An 18,070-nucleotide genomic window follows, 5' to 3' on the forward strand; every position below is an offset into this window, starting at 1 on the left:
ATTTGTGATAGTTGTTTTTAGTTTTTGTCATTATATATAAGTAAAAAAAGGGAATATTTGTAGAAATTAAAGAATTCATTGAGATATAATTATTAAAAGATTGATTAACCACTAATGAATACGAATTATAATTGGCAATAGAGTTAATATAATCAAATAACTCTAGAATGAAATTTAAATCTGACTTTATAGAATGATAAAGCGACACTTTCGGAGTTAGGCGTTAGGAAATGGGAGGTAGAAAGACCTTACTATCCCCTATGACCTAACTCCTATCACCTAAAAATGTTACTTTATACCCATTAAGCTTAACTTTAAAATTAGTTTAATTACTAAATTAAATTGAAATCAATAGAGGTATAATATAAAATGAGTGATGAGCGATAGATAAAGGATACTTAAGTAAGAAGAAGTAGTAGGTTATTAAGTTAATAATGTAAATAAATTTAGAAAGGGAGTTAATATAAATGTATAATTATAGATCAAAACAAGTTGAGTTATTATCACCAGTAGGGAATTGGGATAGTTTATATGCTGCAGTACAGAATGGCTGTGATGCAGTTTATTTAGGTGGTAAAAGCTTTAATGCTCGTGAAAATGCCGATAATTTTAGTTTAGAAGAGTTGAAAGAGGTCTTTGATTATGCTCATATTCGTGGTGTGAAGGTTTATTTAACTGTAAATACTTTATATAAGGATAGTGAAGTTGCAGATGTACTTGAATTTATTGAAAAAATTTATCATTATGGGGTAGATGCAGTAATCCTGCAGGACTTAGGAGTAGCAAGATTAGTTAGTTTAAATTTTCCTGATTTAGAATTGCATGCAAGTACTCAATTGACCATACATAATTTAGAAGGAGCAAGATACTTAGAAGAATTAGGATTCTCTAGAGTTGTAGTGGCAAGAGAACTATCTATTCCTGAGATCAAGGAGATAGCAGAAGGGAGCAATTTAGAAGTAGAGTCTTTTGTTCATGGAGCTTTATGTATATCTTATTCTGGACAATGTTTAATGAGTAGTTTAATTGGTGGAAGAAGTGGAAATCGTGGCCGTTGTGCTCAGCCTTGTCGTTTGCCCTATACTCTAGTTGATCTAGAGAATGAAGGCGTAGTTAGTGAAGAATTTACTAAGAAGCATTTATTAAGCCCTAAAGATATTAATACATTAGAGATTATACCTGAGTTAATAGATGCGGGTATTAGCTCTTTTAAGATTGAAGGTAGAATGAAAAGAGCCGAGTATACTGCATTAATAACAGAAAAGTATAGAAAATATCTTGATCAATCTTTGGCAGTTCAAGAAACTAAGTATCAAGTTAAGGAAGAAGACCAAGAAGAAGTTAAGCAGATATTTAATCGTGGAGGATTTATTCCAGGCTATTATTTAGGCAAGAATAATTTAGATTTAATAAGTTATCAGCGCCCTAAAAATTGGGGGATCAAAGTTGCTCAGGTAATAGATTATGATTATCAAACTAAAGAATGTAAAGTTAAGTTGTCTAAAGAAGTTAAGGCTGGAGATGGAATTGAAATTTGGACCAAATCAGGAAGAAATCCTGGGCTAATATTATCAAAATATGATCAAATTACCGATGATATAATCCGCTTTAAGATTAGTGGAAGAATAAGCAGTGGAGATTTAGTTTATCGAACTTCGCACCAGGAATTATTGGCTAGATTGCAAGAAAGCTTTCAATTAAAAGATACTATAAAAAATTTAGAAATTTATGGTCGCTTTTCAGCTAAACTAGGAGAAAGTATGAAATTAAAGTTGTGGGATCAAGCTGGTCATTATGTTGAAAGTAGCAGTGACTTTCTGCCAGAAGAAGCTAAAAAGCGTGCTATAGGGGCTGAAGACTTTCAAGAACAACTTGAAAAGTTAGGTAACACCCCTTATCAATTAGGAAGTTTAGAATTAGATATTGATAATAATTTATTTGTTCCTATTTCTAAAATAAATGAATTGCGCCGTGATGCAGTAGAAAAGTTAAATCAAATCAGAAGTAAACAATTTATCTCAACTCCTAGAAAGAATAAGCTTAAGATAGATAGATTTAAATTAAAGAGAGGAAGAAGATCAACTAAGAAGGAATTGTCTATTTATCTTAAAGGAAGCAAAGAGATAGAAGAAATATTAAAGCAAGATATAGATAGATTATACTATGATATTAGAGATGTTGATCTTTCTAATTTAGATAGTTTAGTTAAAATAGTTAAGGAATATAAGACAGAATTATTTATTAGATTACCACAGATAGCTCGTTTAGAAGAAATAAAAGAGCTTAAAAAGAAACTTGAGCTATTAGAAAAGTCTAAGATTGATGGTTATCTCGTTCCTCAATTAGGTATAGCAGAAATGTTGAAAAATACATCTAAAGATTTAATTGCTGATTACCCTCTGAATAATTTTAATAGTTATACAGTTAAGCATTGGTCAGATATGAAGTATAAAAATGTTATTTTATCTCCAGAGTTGAACTTAAAAGAGATTAAAAATATTGCTAACTATAATAATATAAATAAGGAAGTTATTATTTATGGTCATTTACCAATGATGATTACTGAGTACTGTGCTATTGCAAGTGTACATAAAGGATTTGATTCTGATAAAGATTGTAATCACGAATGTTTAACAGCAAATTATGGACTTTTAGATCGTAAAGGAATGGTAGCTCCTATTGAAGCAGATGCAAATACTTGCCGAACTATTATTTATAATAGTCAACCACTATATTTAGTAGATCACTTCGATGAGATTATGAATTCAGGTTGTCAAAGTTATCGTTTAGATTTTGTCTTGGAAGATCAAGAGGAGATCATTGAAGTAATTAAGGCTTATAAAGCAAAGCTAAATGATCCTCAAGTTAATTCTCAATTCATCAAAGAATTAAGTCTTAAATTTAAACGTAAAGGTTATACTACTGGTCATTTTTATCGGGGAGTTGAATAACAGCTTATATTTTTAAGGGATTAATTAGACAATGATACTATGATTTGATATAATAATTTTGCTATATTATTCTATAAGCACAGGATAATAGAAGAAAAGAATACAGGAGGGGAAGTATGAAAAAATACATAAAAATATTAACAGTATTAGTTATGGTAGTAGTTTTGAATCTAATAGTTTCAGATTTATCAGTTGTACATGCTGAAGAAACATTAAAATTAGAAAGTGAAAAGACATTATTTGATAAGGTTAAAGATCTTTATCAAGCTGATCAAGAAGCTGAAAGCAGAAATTTACCATTTATTTATTATATTAATGAAGCAGGGTTTATGATCGGAGATTTCTATTATGATACCAACTTATTCAATAATGGAACAACATTAACTTCTGTGTTGATGTATGCTCCAGAGAGTGGGATGATTACCTCTTTTAATGACTTAAAAGATTATCCACTAGCAGATAAGTTAACTCTAGGTGGAAGACTTAAAATAATCAAATATAATGATATTAAAAATGGAGCTATTGGTAATGATAGCTCAGATGAAGAGATTCCAGAAGAATATATGGATATGTTAGAAGAATTACAAATAATTAAGACTAAGATTGCAAATGGAACAGCAACTTCTGAAGATATGCAAAGGGCATTAGAAATACAAAATACTATAGATAGAGATAAGTTAGATGGGTATCAATTATACCATGGGTGGAATAATAGTTTAGCTTTAAATCTGACTTATGATATTAATGAGAACAATGCTATTATTGGTGAATATAATTATGAAGAGTTAGAAAGTCAAGTTAAGGATTATAAATCTGATACTATCTCATTAGCATGGGAGAATAAAGAGGTCGATAATAAGAATAATCCAAGAAGTGGACATAGGGTGATTACCAAGGTGAAGAAGAGTTTAGACTTATTAGGCCATGATAGTCATAATAATTGGGACTATACAAAGTATACTTTAGATGCTAGAAAGTATTTCCCAGTATTTAAGAAGTCAACCTTTGCAGTTAGAATGAGAACCCAATCTACTACAGGAGAAAAAAGAATAGATGAAGAGAGAACTAGATTACTTCGATTCCAAACTGGTAATGAAAACGCAGTAGTTTCTACATATGCTCCATTCTTTGATATGGCATTACTTGGTGATTTAGATACTATGAAGGGATATAATTATTATAGATTTTATGATAATAACTCTGTCTTATATCAAGCAGAGTTAAGAGTTCCTATGGATCATATCTTAACTGGATTACAAGGAAATCTATTCTTTGAAGCTGGACGAGTAAGTGATAACTTTAATAGGGAGCTATTCACTGAAGATATGCATTATTCTGGTGGTTTAGGAATTAGATACTTCTTTAATGAAGATGTAATTGTTCGTACTGATATAGGTTATTCTGAAGAAGCGGTACAATTTAGAATGAATATTGGACAGACATTCTAAGCTTGCTTTATATAAGAGAGTTGAGATTAATCTCAACTCTCTTATATTTTTTGAATTATGGAATAAACTAAATTTATTAATTTATTTTAGCAAAATTAGATTAATAAAAAGAGAAATAAAGATTTCTTATCTTAAGTTCTTATGCCAGTAGAAAATTAGAAATTATTTAAAGCTATCTCTTAAGATAGCTTTTTATCATGTTATAAGCAGGAAATTTAGAAAGTAAAAGGAAATATAAGCTTAAGTATAATTATAATTTTATAAGAAGGTGGGAAGTTATGATAAAAGCAGGATTGGTCTTAGAGGGTGGAGGTATGAGAGGTTTATATAGCACAGGAGTATTGGATTTTTTTATGGAAAAAGGGTTATATTTTCCTTATGTAATTGGAGTTTCTGCAGGTGCTTGTCATGGAGCATCTTATATCTCCAAACAGCAAGGTAGAGGTAAGGATGTGAATATAGATTATTTAGATCATCCAGAGTATTTAGGTTATAAAAACTTAATTACTGGTAAGGGACTATTTGGTATGGATTTTATCTTTGATAAAATACCTAATAAATTAAACCCTTATGATTATGATGCTTGTTATGAAAATGAGAGTAAATTTATCATAGGTGCAAGTAATTGTGAAACAGGAGAAGCAATTTATTATGATAAGGATTCTTTGAATAAAGAAGAGCTTTTAACTGTGATTAGAGCTTCAAGCAGCTTACCTTTTTTAGCACCTATCGTTGATTTTAAAGGAGATAAGTTGTTAGATGGTGGGATTTCAGATCCAATTCCCATCAGGAAGTCAATTAAAGATGGCTATAAGAAGAATGTGATCATCCTAACTAGAAATCTTACTTATAGAAAGACTCCTTTTAAAGGAAAATGGATCGCAAAGCTATTATATAAGAGTTATCCAGGAATAGTAGATGCACTATTAAATCGTTATCAGCTTTATAATCAAACTTTAGATTATATTGAGAAATTAGAGGAAAAAGGGCAGGTGTTTGTTATTAGGCCTAAACAGGAGTTGCAGGTTAAAAGAATAGAAAAAGATGCTAATAAGTTAGTTGATCTATATAATCAAGGCTATCAGGAAGCTAAGAATTCTTATAAAGAGATAACGGATTACTTAAAAATAAAGTAATATCGAAGTAAAAGTTAATTAACTTTAAGGAGCTGAGTAAGATGAGAAGGAAGTTATATACTTTAGTTATGATTTTAATTATTGTTTTTTTATCAAGTAGTATTAATGTGGTTAATGCTAATATTTTGAATTGGAGAACTTATGAGACTGAAGATTTTCTGATCTTTTATCCTCAAGGATATGAGTGGCAAGCTAAAGAGACTTTATATTATTTGGAGAAAAACAAGGATAAAATTAAGAGGTTAACAGGAAATGAAGAAGACTTTCAAACTCATGTTGTCATTCAGGATATTGGAATGGTCAGCAATGGTTATGCTAATCCATTAAATTATAAATTAGGTATCTATACTAATAATCCAGCTACTGATTCAAGAATATCTGGTATTGAAGATTGGTTTAGATATCTTAATGTCCATGAGTTTACTCATATGAGCCATTTAACTAATACTTCAGGTAGTGCAGAAACTTTGAGTAATATCTTTGGTAATACCTTTTCGCCTAACCTTCATGCTCCTGAATGGATTATTGAAGGGATTACTGTTTATAATGAATCACAAACTAGTCAATATGAAGGAAGGTTGCATGATGGTTATTTTGATGCTATTGTGGCAGCTAAAGTTCAAGCTGGAGATTTACCATCTATCTCAGAAGCTACTTATGAATATAATGATTTTCCTAGGGGAAAGGGATATATTTATGGTGGAGCTATCTTTGAGTATTTATCTCAAGGTTATGGTGAAGATAAATTTGCTGAATTTTTCGATGAATATGGAAGCTACTGGTGGACTCCTTTTATAGGAGATCTTTTTCCAACTATAGGAATTGATAAGGCTGCTAAGAAGGTTTATGGTTATAATTTAGAGGAATTATTTGCTGAATGGAAGGCTTATGAAAGAAAGCATTATAAGAATTGGAAAGTTGATGGTCAAAAAATTATAGATACAAGCAAAGGAGATATTTATAGTTTAACAGTATTTGATGATAAATTATACTATTTCAAATCAGATTTATTAAGGGACAGGCCTTTTTCATATAGGAAGATTAACAAGCTATGTGAATATGACTTAAGAAAGTCTAAAGAAAGAATATTAAAAGTGAACTTGGCTCCAGGCAATGGATCAATTACTAAAGTAGGAAGAAAATTATATTATTCTATACTAAATATCTCTAATAACTTCTCAAATGTTGATAGATCAGGGAAAGGTACAATTGCTACTTTATATAGTTATGATTTAGATACTGCTAAAAGTAAGAAGTTATTTTCTGATGATTTCAAAGATTTTCTAGTCTCAGATAATGGTGAAGTTATTTATGTTAAGGATTCTAAGGAGGAGTTTGGTTCAGAAGTATGGAGTTATTATAATGGAGTTAAGAAATTAATAGGAAATGTGAATAGTTTAATTACTGAGCTAAGAAGATACCAAGATAAATCTATAGTAGTTAGCAAGGAGAAGAGAGGTTCTTGGGGAATCAATTATTTAGATTTAGAGCAGATGGAATTATCTACTTTGATTGATTCCAACTATGGGGAAACAGATATTAATTTAAGGAATGATAAACTCTATTTTTCAAGCAATTATGATGGTTACCAAGCTATTTATGAATATGATCTACTGGATAAAGATTTATATAGATTAACTGATAAGGGTTATTCTATCAATGGGGTAGTTAATAATGATAGACTATATTTTGTAGGAGTTAGTTCTGATGGTAAGGGAATCTATCAAAGGGCAAAGGTAGAAAAAAATTATGATTTAGTTGCAGCAGAGAAAGAGGCTGAATCTGATAAGATAGATCTAGAAGAATTAGGGATTGATATCAAAAAGGGAAGAGGCTTTGGAAGGAGCCTGAAATATTTATTTAAGCCTCATACTAGGTTCATCTTTCCGATAATAGCGTCTGGTGAAGATGCCTTAGGTTTTAACTCTTATACTATGACCTATGGTAATGGGGGGGTTAACTTCAATTGGAATTCTAAGATGTTAATGCCTGTTAAGCTATCATTTAGTAGTAATAGAGAAGATGATGATAGAGAGAATACTTTGAATTTAGCTTATCCACTTTATGAATCAGATTTAGGAGGGTTATCTCTTATTCAAGTAGATTATACTACTGATTTTAGCGATTCAACTCCAGGGCTTATGTTAAATTTTAGTTATCCTAGACAGGATTTATCTATATATCTACAAAAAGATATAGCAGATCAAGGCTTTAATAGTGAGCTTAACTATAGTTATTCTTTTGATAATAGCAGTATTAGCTTTAAAGCTAATAAATTTGAAGAATTTGATCAGGATGAAATGATGAGAGGTTTTGATTTTGATGAAGCAGATAATGGCTATCAAGCTAATTTAGATTATACCCATAAGTTGATTGAAATTAGAGATGGTGCTTGGAATCCAAATTTCTTTATTGCTGATGTGTATGGTAATATTTTTGCAGATTATTATAAAGATGAAGATATTGCTAGAGATAGGTTCTCTTATGGTTATGAATTTATCTTTGAAACTGGGCTTGGAAGCCACCTTTATTTAAAACCTACATTAGGCTTTTCATTATCTGAAGATTTTGAGGATGATATAGCTAGTTATTTAAGAATTGAATTGAGTTTTTAGTATAGAAGATTTTAATAAGTGTATATCTTATACTCTCAAACCTATTGCTAAAGCAGTAGGTTTTTGTTTTAAGGACTACTTTTTAGAGAGATAGATAAATTTATTAAATAAGAAGATTACTTAACCAAAGTCTTGTGAAAGAAGTTGTATTTTACTTCATGATCAATTAGTCTTGGTCTAATAAAACAGTGATTAAGAATAGAAAGATATTAATTTCTTATTTTAAATTTAAAATCTATATCAGATATCTATTATATTTTTTAATAAGAGTGAATAAATTTAAAATAAGAAGCTCATAAGGAAGTGAAGTTAATTGATTATTAGAGCTAAGAAGTATATGATTTATATATTGATTTTAATTTTTTATATAATTTTTTTCTTGCCAAATAGATTAGAAATAGATGTTTTAATTCCTAGCCAACCAATTGCTCAACAAAGAGTTGTAGTAATTGATCCAGGCCATGGTGGGGTAGATGGTGGAACAAGTTATGGAGGTATATTAGAAAAGGATATTAACTTGGAAATTGGATTAGAATTAAGAAGATATTTGGAAAAGAATAGTAATGTTAAAGTGATTATGACTAGGCAAGAAGATATTGCTCTAGATCACCTCAATAAATATTCTAGTAGTAGACATACAAGAGACTTGAGGGCTAGGATAGATAGAATTAATCGATTAGAGGCTGATATATTTATTAGTTTGCATGTAGATCATAGGATTAATCAGCCCTGGCAAAAAGGAGCAGTAGTCTTATATTATCCACGCCACCAACAGAATAAAATAATAGCAGAGATTGTACAAAGACATCTAAATAACTTAAAATATCCTGGGGTTAAAATAAAAGATCATAAAATTCTCAAAAGAAGAAATCTCTATATTTTAAAAGCTAAAAAAACTCCAGGAATTTTGATTGAGCTAGGGTTTATCACTAATTATGAAGATCGTAAGCTGTTAGTTCAAAAAAGTTATCAACGGGCTTTAGTAAAGGCTATTTACCGTGGAATAGAAGAGTATTTTTCTGGGTTTAGATTTCTTGACTTGGATTAGAAATACTAGCTTTTCTTAATTAAGAGAGTCAGGAGTGTTACTATGATTAATTTTAATAAGAATAAGGTTTATCTAATTTTTTTCTTTATCTGTTTTTTGGGGATATCTTCTTTGTGTACTTTTTTTATTAAAGGAAACTATCTTTTGGCAAAAGATCAATTAAAAGAAATTCCTCAAGAATTAAGCTTATCAGCAAAATTAAGACTAAAAGTTAGGAATTTCTTATTATATTCTAAGTTAAACCAATTGGTAGAAGTGATTATTGATCAAGAGAATAAGCAAATTAATCAAGAATTAGAGAATAGAGTAATAAGTTTTTTAAGTAGTGAAAAGTTAGCACAAGTAATAACTGATAATACTAAAAGAAAGATTATTGAAGATATAGGTTATAAAGGGGATAAAGTCTATTTGAATCTTTCTGGCAATATTTATCAATTAAATGTATTTCAGCAGTTTTTTATTATTGAGTCATTGCTTAAACTTTTTGCAGATATTGACAAGGTAGAAGAGATACAATTCTTAATTGATACTCAAAAATTAAAATTATCACCATATTTAGATATCTTAGCTCCTATTAAGATTAGAAAAAGTGATGCAAAAATTGCCATAATAATTGATGATTTTGGAAATAATGCCGAGGGAACAGGAGGAATATTAAATTTAAAGCAAAAGATGACTTGTGCGATTATGCCTTTTAAGGAGAGTTCAACTGAAGAGGCTGAAATAGCCAAAAATTTGGGATTTGAAGTTATTATACATTTGCCTATGGAAACAGAGTTAGATAGGCCAAATTGGTTAGGAGTTAAACCAATTTTAACTTCATTGCCTGATGAAGAAATAAAAGCTAGAATGCAAGAAGCAGTCAATGATTTACCACAAGCTATTGGCTTTAATAACCATACTGGTGATAAAGCAAGTGCTGACAAACGGGTAATGAAAGCTATTTTAGAGGTTGCTAAGCAGAATAATTTAATAGCTATAGATAGTAGAACCACTCCTAAGACAGTGGTAAGAGTGGTAGCAGAAGAACTAGGGGTTAGAGTTTTAGAAAGAGATGTCTTTTTAGATCATCATAAGAATTATGGGTATATTAGAAAGTCTATTCTAAAATTAGCAGGGAAATCGATTATAAAAGGTCAGGCTATAGGAATTGGTCATGTTGGTCCCCATGGAGGTAATGTAACTTCATTGGCTTTAAAAAATTTACTTCCTGCTATTGAGAAAGCGGATATTAAATTTGTGACAGTTAGTGAATTAATAGATTAGTATTTATAGTTTGCTAGTTAATAAAGAAACTTTATGTATAGTCTCTTCATTATGTAGTTATTTGACTTTAGAGTGAATTTTAAAAGTATTTAGCTAGAAAGATAATGCGATAGTGTAGGAGTTAGGCAAAAAATATTTTCTAACCCCTAGAGCTAACAATGAAAAAGTATTGCAATATTTCCATTAAATTAAAACTTAGAATGGGATAGCTATAGCAAAAATCAAGCTAAAGCTTTTTATTAACGAATTTATTTTCTAGACATATATTGTAATATAACGATGAATAAGGAGGCGAGAATAAAATGGATTATTATGATGGAAGTGTAGCAATAGTATTATTTTTGATTCTAATTTTATTAGTTTTAGGAATTGACCATTAATCTAAGTTTACTAGTTTTATATTACATTTATAACCTGCTTTTAAGGACTCCAACTAGGAGTCCTTTTAGATTTTATAAAGTAGATAAGACTAAATTCAATTTCTATTTATTAACAAAATTAATCTTTGAGCATATATTGTATTAGAAGAAAGGAAAGGAGGGAAAGCAATGGGAGATTATGGAGATTGTGGTGGATATGGCGGAAGTGTAGCAATTGTATTATTTTTAATTTTAATTTTATTAGTTTTGGGAATTAATGGCGGTTATTGATAAGTTATGTAATAGGGGGAATCCTCCCCCTATTACATAACTTATCTTCTTTATTAATTAAGAGATCTATTTTTGTAGCCTTAATTTATTGTTATAAAGATAAACTAAAAAGATATTCTTATTAACGAAATTAGCTTTTGAGCATATATTATAGTAGAAGAAAGGAAAGGGGGGAAGGCAATGGGAAACTATGGAGATTGTGGTGGATATGATGGAAGTGTAGCAATAGTATTATTCTTAATTTTGATTTTATTAGTTTTAGGAATTTATAGCGGTGATTGCTAAACAATGTAAATCGGGGGGACTCCCCCGTTTACATAAGTAAATTTCCTTTCTTCTATATTAATTCATAAAGGACTCCATTTTTGGAGTCTTTGTTTTTTTACTATATACAGATAAATTAAAGAGATATTCTTATTAACGAAATTAGATTTTAAGCATATATTGTATTAAAAGAAAGGAGGAGAAATAATGGGAGATTACGGAGAGTATGGAAGTGAATCTATAGTATTATTTTTAATCTTAATCTTATTGGTTTTAGGTATTAACGGAGGATACTAAATTTATAGAAGGTCTGCCCTAATCTTAAAGCAAGAGAAAAGACAGATAGATTAAAAATATTGAAGATAATATTTATTATAAAAAATACCTAGAGCTCATTGTTCTTTGTCTGATAAGAGAGAACTTAGTATATACTAAGTTCTCTCTTATTTTTATAAATTTTTAATTAACAGAATTACTTTTCAAGCATATATTGTATTAGAAGAAGGGAAAGGAGGCAAAAATATGGGATGTTATGAAGATATAGGAGGCTATGGCGGAAGTGTAGCAATAGCACTATTTTTAATCTTAATTTTATTAGTCTTAGGCGTTGGAGTTTAATAATATTAAGTAGTAGAATAGGGATTTCCCTATTCTACTTACATAATCTTTGCTATTAAGAATATCTTCCTTTCTTATCTGATAAAGATTTTAATTTAGAATCCTTATTAAATTTTATTAACAAAAATAATTTTACTACATATATTATAGTAGATGAAAGGAAAGGAGGGGATTAAAGATGGGTTATGATAGCTATGGTGGAAGTGTAGCAATAGCATTATTTTTAATCTTAATCTTATTAGTTTTAGGAATTGATCACTAATAAAATAGTTAAGGGGGTTAGGTCTTTCTAATCCCCCCTACATAACTAATTTCCTTTCTTCTATATATAAAAGGACTCCAATTTTGGAGCCCTTTTATATTAGTTTAACAAAAATAGAAACATAGTTATTAACATAAATAATCTTTAAACATATATTGTAATAGAATGAATACAAATAGAAAAGTAGATAGAATTTTGTTAAGATTTATAAGAATATGGGGATAAGATATTAAGATGAGTATTTATAGTGGTCGGTGGAAGAGTTGTATTTTACAGTTAAGGTATTTGTTATTAAATAAGACTAAGAATAAATCATAAAATTAAGATCTATAAAATAAAATTTAGATAGATAGGAGGGAATATTAATGAGTGATGATAAATTAAAAGAACTATCAGAATTGATTGGAATTGACTTAGATCTTTTAGAAGGTCTAGAAGCTAAAGATATTAGCGATGAACAAATAGAAACTATAGAAAGTTTGTATGAATTATATCTAGGTGATAAAGAGGCTTTTTCTAATTTCTTAAATGATAGTGGAATAGCTCAATTAATGGAAGAGATGGGTCTAGAGGGAGATGTAGATAGTCCTGAGCAAGTGGAAGAGTTAAAGAATAATTTAGGTGAATTTATGAAAAAGAACAATTTGAATCTTGATGTAGATTAATAATTTTATTTTTAACTAGCTACCAGTCAGTAGCGAACAAACAGTGGCTAAAATGTCACAATATATTCAAATTCTAACTAAATGATTATTAAAAAAAGACCTCTAGAATTTTATAAAATTCTAGAGGTCTTTTTTTAATCTAACCCCAATTCTTTACGTTTTTTATTAATATGATCTACATAGATTTGAATAGTTTTTTCGGCATCCATTTCTACTACTACCTTACCTAATCCTAGAGTTTCTGTAGTTTCAGTAAGAGTCTTAACAACTACATCACTACCTGTAATAGATGGTACAGGAGCAACATGAACCAACCAACCTAAAGCAACAGCAGTACAAGCATCAGCAACAGCTTTTTGTTCTAAATATTCTGGGGCACCAATAACTAAAGGGAGTTTATTGGTGTCAACTTCTAGTGTATCAGCAATCTCTTTAGCAGTTTGAGTCATCTTTCCTATATCTACACAAGCACCATAACTTAATACAGGTGGGATACCTAATTGTTTACAAACTGCTTTTAACCCTTCACCACATTCCTCAGCAGCTTTAGGATTTGTTAATCCAGTATATTCCATAACAGCTGAGGTACATCCACCAGAAAGTACTAGGATATCATTTTCAATTAACCCTTTAGTAATTTTGAAGATATTACTTCCACCTTGACCATAGCGAGCAGTAGTACACCCAACAATAGTAGCTATACCTTTGATATTACCATTGGCAATCTGTTCAATAAGTGGTTTGAAATCTCCTCCAAGAGCTTCTTTGACCGATTCTGTACTAAATCCAACGGTACAATCTGAAGTATGTGGTGGTATATATGTCTCTCTATCAGATTCTTTACGTTCTTTAAAGGAGTCAATTGCTTTATTTAAGGCTTTTTCTGCTTGTTCTTTCATCTTTTCAGGGATAAAGTCTAAGGTTTCAGTTCCTTGTAACTTAATCACCGGATGAGTACTTAAGAGTTTGGTACCAAATTTCTTAGCAAAAAGTGGCATAGTAGGTACTGTACAGTTATAGTCGAACATGAACATATCAACTACTCCTGTGGCTAGTAGGTACTCTTGACTTAACCATTCACCCTCTTGTCCACCATAAGCTTTCTGATTATGAGTTCCTTCATAATTCATTAGTTGTTGTCCTTCACAGACATGTCCAAGAATTTGTATACCTTCTGCACCGGCATCTTTGGCTTTCTGTTGCCATTCATCACTAGAAGCAAGCTCAATTGCAACATGAGCCAATAATGGCATATGACCATTGGTAACGATATTGATCATATTTTCATCGAGAAGACCCATATTCTGTTTCTTTTCTGTAATCTCTTGGGTACCCATTAAAATTTCTTGAAGAATATCCAATAAGAATAATCCCTGATACTCGTTAGCAATTCCCAAGCGAACTGATCTTAGTAGAAATTCAACAGGGTCAGAGTTGAAATTAGTCATACATTGAGTTTGAGCAAAGGCAATTTCACTATATCCACCACCTGGGAATAGACCAAGTTTCCTCCATAATTCTTTACGCTTAGCTGGAGCAAAGGCTTCAACAGCTTTAGATTCTATATGATAAGGGCTATGGATATCATTGATAACCCATTTAGCAAAAGCAACTGCAAGTTCTTCAATTGATTGACTGGAGTTTAGTCCTGCCATTTCAGCATATTTTTTTAGCTTTTCTGGATCACGAATCTTTAATCCACTTTTTGGGTGTTCTCCAGCAGCCTTTAATGTTCTAGCTGCTTGTTGTGCATGGAATATATTTGCAGAAGTACCGATAGTAACATGGCGATACATAAAGTTTCTAGCAACCATAGTATGAGCATCAACACCACAGGTTCCACGAGGAGCTTTAGGATGGATACGGCATGGACCATTAGCACATAATTGACAAGATAGACCTTCTACACAGAACTTACATTGAATTGGTTGTTGTTCACTGAAACGGTCAAAGACATTTGTCATTTCTCCTTTATTGACTACTTGATACATCTCTCTCATAGCAGGATCAAGAATAACATTCATTGGATAACCATCTTTACCTTGGTCATCTGTTGATATATGTTCTCGTTGCCACTTATGTAATTCTTCCATAGAAGGTGATTTTTCAAAGTTATTATAATCTATCTGAAGATCATTATGAATATCACCATGAAGATCTGGATCATTATAATCTTTATTTGATAATTGCCCCCCTATAGTTTTATCAGTTTTTGCTTTTCCTTGCATTCTTTTACTACTTCTTTGATAAGATTCTTTTACATCTTTATCTGACATTAAATTTCCCCCCTTTTTTCAAAAATTGATTTGAATCACATACTTTTAGTTTGGAGTATAGGATAATAAATATACAATAAAGTTGATAATTTAAAATAATAATCTTCGAATTTCAAACATTAAATTAATTATATAATGAGGTGATAATGATGAATAAGAAAAGTAATAAAGAAGAATTAAAAGATTTATTGGAAAGATTAAATTCAGGAGAAGAGGTTCAGCAAGTTAAAGAAGAAGCTAGAGATTTACTAAATCGAATTAGTCCTAAGGAGTTATCTGAAGCAGAGCAAGAATTAATAGATGATGGATTAGAAGAGACAGAATTGCGCCACTTATGTGAAGCACATATTGAAGCAATGGCAGAAGAATTAGAAGCTTTAAAAGCAGAAGTACCTGTAGGACATCCACTTAATACTTTAATTACAGAACATGATGAAATTTTAAAGATCTTAGATAGATTAGAGAAGGTTAATAATAGAATTCAGAAAATGAAGATCTATAATTCTGACAATGAGATATTTACTCAATTAAAAGATATAGCCTACAATCTATTAGAAACTGAAAACCATCACAAAAGAGAAGAAGAAGCATTGTTCCCAGAGGTAGATGCTACTGGTGTTACAGGACCTACAAGGATTATGAAGATGGAACATGAAGATTTATGGCCAAGAAAAGAGAAGGTTGACTATTTAGCTAATAATATTGATAGTTTAGACTTTGATGATTTAAAAAAACAACTAAATGATAATACAGAATATATAGTATTAACATTAAGAGATCATATCTTTAAAGAGAATCATATTTTATATCCAACAGCCAAAGAAGTAATAGCAGAAGAACGGTGGGCAGAGATTAAGAAAGATAGTGATCGAATAGGTTATTGTTCCTTTACGCCAAAAATTACTAAGGTTTAATTTAATAAATACTATATTAATCTATATAAAGTAAAGAGAATTAAAAATTTAAAAGATAGATTCAAGAATCAATTAACAGAAAAAAATGCTAATCAAATTAATAAAAGTAATTTAATTTATATATTTTATGAATAATTAAATCTTCTAGGAGGGTTATAATATGGAAAAAGCAATTATTGTTTATGGTTCAACTATGGGAAATACAGAGAGATTATCAGAAGTAGTAGAGACTTCCTTAAGTGAAAATTATGATTTGGATAGAAAGGATGTAGTTAATACAAAAGTAGAAGAATTAGAGGAATTTGATTTGATTATATTTGGATCTTCAACTTGGGGATCTGGAGAGTTACAAGAAGATTTTGATGATTTTTATTCTTCTTTATCAGATCTTGATTTATCTACTAAAAAAGGAGGAGTTTTTGGTGCTGGTGATACAGCTTTTCCAGATTTTTGTGGAGCTGTAGATATATTAGAGAATAAATTAGAAGAATTAGGAGTTGAACTTATTATTGAAAGTTTTAGATGGGATGGAGATATAACTTCTGAAGCAGAAGATGAAATTAGAAGCTGGGCAAAAGGATTAGAATAGCTAAAATTAGAAGCTAAGGCTAACTAGCCTTAGCCTTTTTATTACTTGAAAGAAGGTTGTGAATACTATTATTTTTTAGTTAATCTACCTAAAAGAAATGCTCCACCCATAAAAGCTAAAATTTTGGAATAGAATATTTTAGGATCTTTTTCCAATAGCCTTTTATCAAAATTATTTTTGATTTTGATAAGGGACTGAATGTTCATTAGCCTCCTCCTTTCAAAGCTAATATTATGCTTTACATAATATATCTTTTTTATTCAGCAAATATTGCTATATAGACTGAGTTGAAGTTGTGGCTAGTAAAACTTAGTAGTTATAAAGCGATTTTAAGGAGTAATAAGTTAAGTTATTTACTAGGAGCTCATCATTTCTTACTAATGAAATCATCTTCTTTGTTATCCTAGAAATAATTTTCTCGCTAATGAGTTACCATATTTTGTTAGATATAGCTTATCAATAATTTGATCTAATTTATCCTTGTTTTCCTTATAGTTATATTCTTCTGGGAGGTTAACTAACCAATCCGCATCATATAATATTTTAAAATTCATTGTATTAATTACTCCTGGAGAATGATGATGAGCAATTATTTCACAGATTTCACTAATTGATTTTTGAGTTATGGGAAAATCATTTAATATCTTTTTAGCAATAGGTGGGCCCTCTAATTCTTGATACTTGCCAGCAGTACTGTTATACTTTCTTTCAGCCTCATGAATTCCAATATCATGTAAGATAGCTGCATAAATTATAATTTCTTCATTGATTTCTTTATCACAATGCTTAATTAATTTTTCAGCATAATTTGTTACATTTAAGGCATGATCTATCCTTTTTTGATCTTTAGCAAAGTAATTTTTCATTTTTAGTATTATCTCATTTTTAAACATTATAATTCCTCCTTTCTATAAATTATAACTAAAAAACTTAGTAATAGCTATGATATAGTTCACATATAAATTTACTAAGAACTTTAAAGCTGAATTTTGAGCCAGACTATAGTATATATAATAGAAATTACAAGTAGATAATTATTATGCTTCATTGTAAAATCAAATTGAACAAAATAAAAATAGCCATAGGGCACCAACCTGTAATATAATTAAATCACCACAAAATAACCAGTTACAGGAGGGTGCACACTATGACTTACTTAAATGATACACCAAAATCCCGAAAAAATAAACACCTAAATGCTTATGAACGTGGTCAAATTGCATTATTACATTCCGAAGGAATGAATCCAAATGCTATTGCAAAACGTTTAGGTAGAGCTTCTAATACCATTAGAAACGAACTAAAACGTGGTACAGTTTCTCAAATTAAAGCTAATAAAAAGATTATGGTCTATTACCCTGACACTGG

14 protein-coding genes are annotated in these 18,070 nt (G+C 30.0%); 11 read left to right on the forward strand and 3 right to left on the reverse strand.

Annotation, left to right across the window (positions count from 1 at the left end):
- The first annotated feature begins 467 nt into the window (after window positions 1–467).
- The 8 genes from OREMA_RS0106415 to OREMA_RS0106470 all read left to right on the forward strand — a co-directional run bounded on the left by OREMA_RS0106415 (window position 468) and on the right by OREMA_RS0106470 (window position 12,923).
- On the forward strand, window positions 468–2,951 hold the full coding sequence (locus OREMA_RS0106415) for a DUF3656 domain-containing U32 family peptidase (RefSeq protein WP_018248448.1): 2,484 nt from the start codon (window positions 468–470) through the stop codon (window positions 2,949–2,951).
- Window positions 2,952–3,067: 116 nt separating this feature from the next.
- A complete protein-coding gene (locus tag OREMA_RS0106420) occupies window positions 3,068–4,399 on the forward strand; it encodes a BamA/TamA family outer membrane protein (RefSeq protein WP_018248449.1) in 1,332 nt (443 codons plus the stop codon).
- Window positions 4,400–4,677: 278 nt separating this feature from the next.
- On the forward strand, window positions 4,678–5,535 hold the full coding sequence (locus OREMA_RS0106425; protein ID WP_018248450.1) for a patatin-like phospholipase family protein: 858 nt from the start codon (window positions 4,678–4,680) through the stop codon (window positions 5,533–5,535).
- Between the two features lie 41 nt (window positions 5,536–5,576).
- Complete coding sequence (locus OREMA_RS0106430) at window positions 5,577–8,150, forward strand: gluzincin family metallopeptidase (RefSeq protein WP_018248451.1); 2,574 nt, start codon at window positions 5,577–5,579, stop codon at window positions 8,148–8,150.
- 313 nt (window positions 8,151–8,463) lie between these two features.
- Window positions 8,464–9,198 carry an N-acetylmuramoyl-L-alanine amidase family protein gene (locus tag OREMA_RS0106435; protein ID WP_018248452.1) on the forward strand — a complete coding sequence of 245 codons (735 nt, stop codon included), beginning with the start codon at window positions 8,464–8,466 and terminating at the stop codon, window positions 9,196–9,198.
- A gap of 42 nt (window positions 9,199–9,240) precedes the next feature.
- Window positions 9,241–10,464 (forward strand): divergent polysaccharide deacetylase family protein, encoded by a 1,224-nt coding sequence (locus tag OREMA_RS0106440; protein ID WP_018248453.1) that lies wholly within the window; start codon window positions 9,241–9,243, stop codon window positions 10,462–10,464.
- Between the two features lie 548 nt (window positions 10,465–11,012).
- Window positions 11,013–11,114, forward strand: a complete 102-nt coding sequence (locus tag OREMA_RS19415; RefSeq protein ID WP_018248454.1) for a hypothetical protein — start codon at window positions 11,013–11,015, stop codon at window positions 11,112–11,114.
- A gap of 1,509 nt (window positions 11,115–12,623) precedes the next feature.
- Window positions 12,624–12,923, forward strand: coding sequence for a hypothetical protein (locus OREMA_RS0106470; RefSeq protein WP_018248458.1), 300 nt, complete (start codon window positions 12,624–12,626; stop codon window positions 12,921–12,923).
- Between the two features lie 134 nt (window positions 12,924–13,057).
- Here the strand turns inward: OREMA_RS0106470 and cooS are convergent, their stop codons facing one another.
- On the reverse strand, window positions 13,058–15,199 hold the full coding sequence (gene cooS / locus OREMA_RS0106475) for an anaerobic carbon-monoxide dehydrogenase catalytic subunit (RefSeq protein ID WP_018248459.1): 2,142 nt from the start codon (window positions 15,197–15,199) through the stop codon (window positions 13,058–13,060).
- 149 nt (window positions 15,200–15,348) lie between these two features.
- On the opposite strand from cooS, the gene OREMA_RS0106480 reads away from it, so the two are divergent.
- Both OREMA_RS0106480 and OREMA_RS0106485 read left to right on the forward strand, forming a co-directional pair.
- A complete protein-coding gene (locus OREMA_RS0106480; RefSeq protein WP_018248460.1) occupies window positions 15,349–16,113 on the forward strand; it encodes a DUF438 domain-containing protein in 765 nt (254 codons plus the stop codon).
- A gap of 160 nt (window positions 16,114–16,273) precedes the next feature.
- A complete protein-coding gene (locus OREMA_RS0106485) occupies window positions 16,274–16,702 on the forward strand; it encodes a flavodoxin domain-containing protein (protein ID WP_018248461.1) in 429 nt (142 codons plus the stop codon).
- Window positions 16,703–16,770: 68 nt separating this feature from the next.
- Here OREMA_RS0106485 and OREMA_RS18815 read toward each other — a convergent pair whose 3' ends face one another.
- Both OREMA_RS18815 and OREMA_RS0106495 read right to left on the reverse strand, forming a co-directional pair.
- A complete protein-coding gene (locus OREMA_RS18815; RefSeq protein ID WP_018248462.1) occupies window positions 16,771–16,908 on the reverse strand; it encodes a hypothetical protein in 138 nt (45 codons plus the stop codon).
- 192 nt (window positions 16,909–17,100) lie between these two features.
- Window positions 17,101–17,595, reverse strand: a complete 495-nt coding sequence (locus tag OREMA_RS0106495) for an HD domain-containing protein (RefSeq protein ID WP_018248463.1) — start codon at window positions 17,593–17,595, stop codon at window positions 17,101–17,103.
- A 254-nt stretch (window positions 17,596–17,849) separates the two neighbouring features.
- Here OREMA_RS0106495 and OREMA_RS0106500 point away from each other — a divergent pair.
- Window positions 17,850–18,070, forward strand: a 221-nt coding sequence (locus OREMA_RS0106500) for a helix-turn-helix domain-containing protein (protein WP_018248464.1), incomplete at its 3' end; no start/stop codon positions are given.

Source organism: Orenia marismortui DSM 5156, from assembly GCF_000379025.1.
GTDB classification, from domain to species: Bacteria; Bacillota; Halanaerobiia; order Halobacteroidales; family Halobacteroidaceae; genus Orenia; species Orenia marismortui.

Bases quoted from the DNA above. Each gene is read 5' to 3' on its own strand.
- OREMA_RS0106415 (WP_018248448.1), top strand. From the start codon at position 468: ATGTATAATTATAGATCAAAACAAGTTGAGTTATTATCACCAGTAGGG.
- OREMA_RS0106420 (WP_018248449.1), top strand. From the start codon at position 3,068: ATGAAAAAATACATAAAAATATTAACAGTATTAGTTATGGTAGTAGTT.
- OREMA_RS0106425 (WP_018248450.1), top strand. From the start codon at position 4,678: ATGATAAAAGCAGGATTGGTCTTAGAGGGTGGAGGTATGAGAGGTTTA.
- OREMA_RS0106430 (WP_018248451.1), top strand. From the start codon at position 5,577: ATGAGAAGGAAGTTATATACTTTAGTTATGATTTTAATTATTGTTTTT.
- OREMA_RS0106440 (WP_018248453.1), top strand. From the start codon at position 9,241: ATGATTAATTTTAATAAGAATAAGGTTTATCTAATTTTTTTCTTTATC.
- OREMA_RS19415 (WP_018248454.1), top strand. From the start codon at position 11,013: ATGGGAGATTATGGAGATTGTGGTGGATATGGCGGAAGTGTAGCAATT.
- OREMA_RS0106470 (WP_018248458.1), top strand. From the start codon at position 12,624: ATGAGTGATGATAAATTAAAAGAACTATCAGAATTGATTGGAATTGAC.
- cooS (WP_018248459.1), bottom strand. From the start codon at position 15,199: ATGTCAGATAAAGATGTAAAAGAATCTTATCAAAGAAGTAGTAAAAGA.
- OREMA_RS0106480 (WP_018248460.1), top strand. From the start codon at position 15,349: ATGAATAAGAAAAGTAATAAAGAAGAATTAAAAGATTTATTGGAAAGA.
- OREMA_RS0106485 (WP_018248461.1), top strand. From the start codon at position 16,274: ATGGAAAAAGCAATTATTGTTTATGGTTCAACTATGGGAAATACAGAG.
- OREMA_RS18815 (WP_018248462.1), bottom strand. From the start codon at position 16,908: ATGAACATTCAGTCCCTTATCAAAATCAAAAATAATTTTGATAAAAGG.
- OREMA_RS0106495 (WP_018248463.1), bottom strand. From the start codon at position 17,595: ATGTTTAAAAATGAGATAATACTAAAAATGAAAAATTACTTTGCTAAA.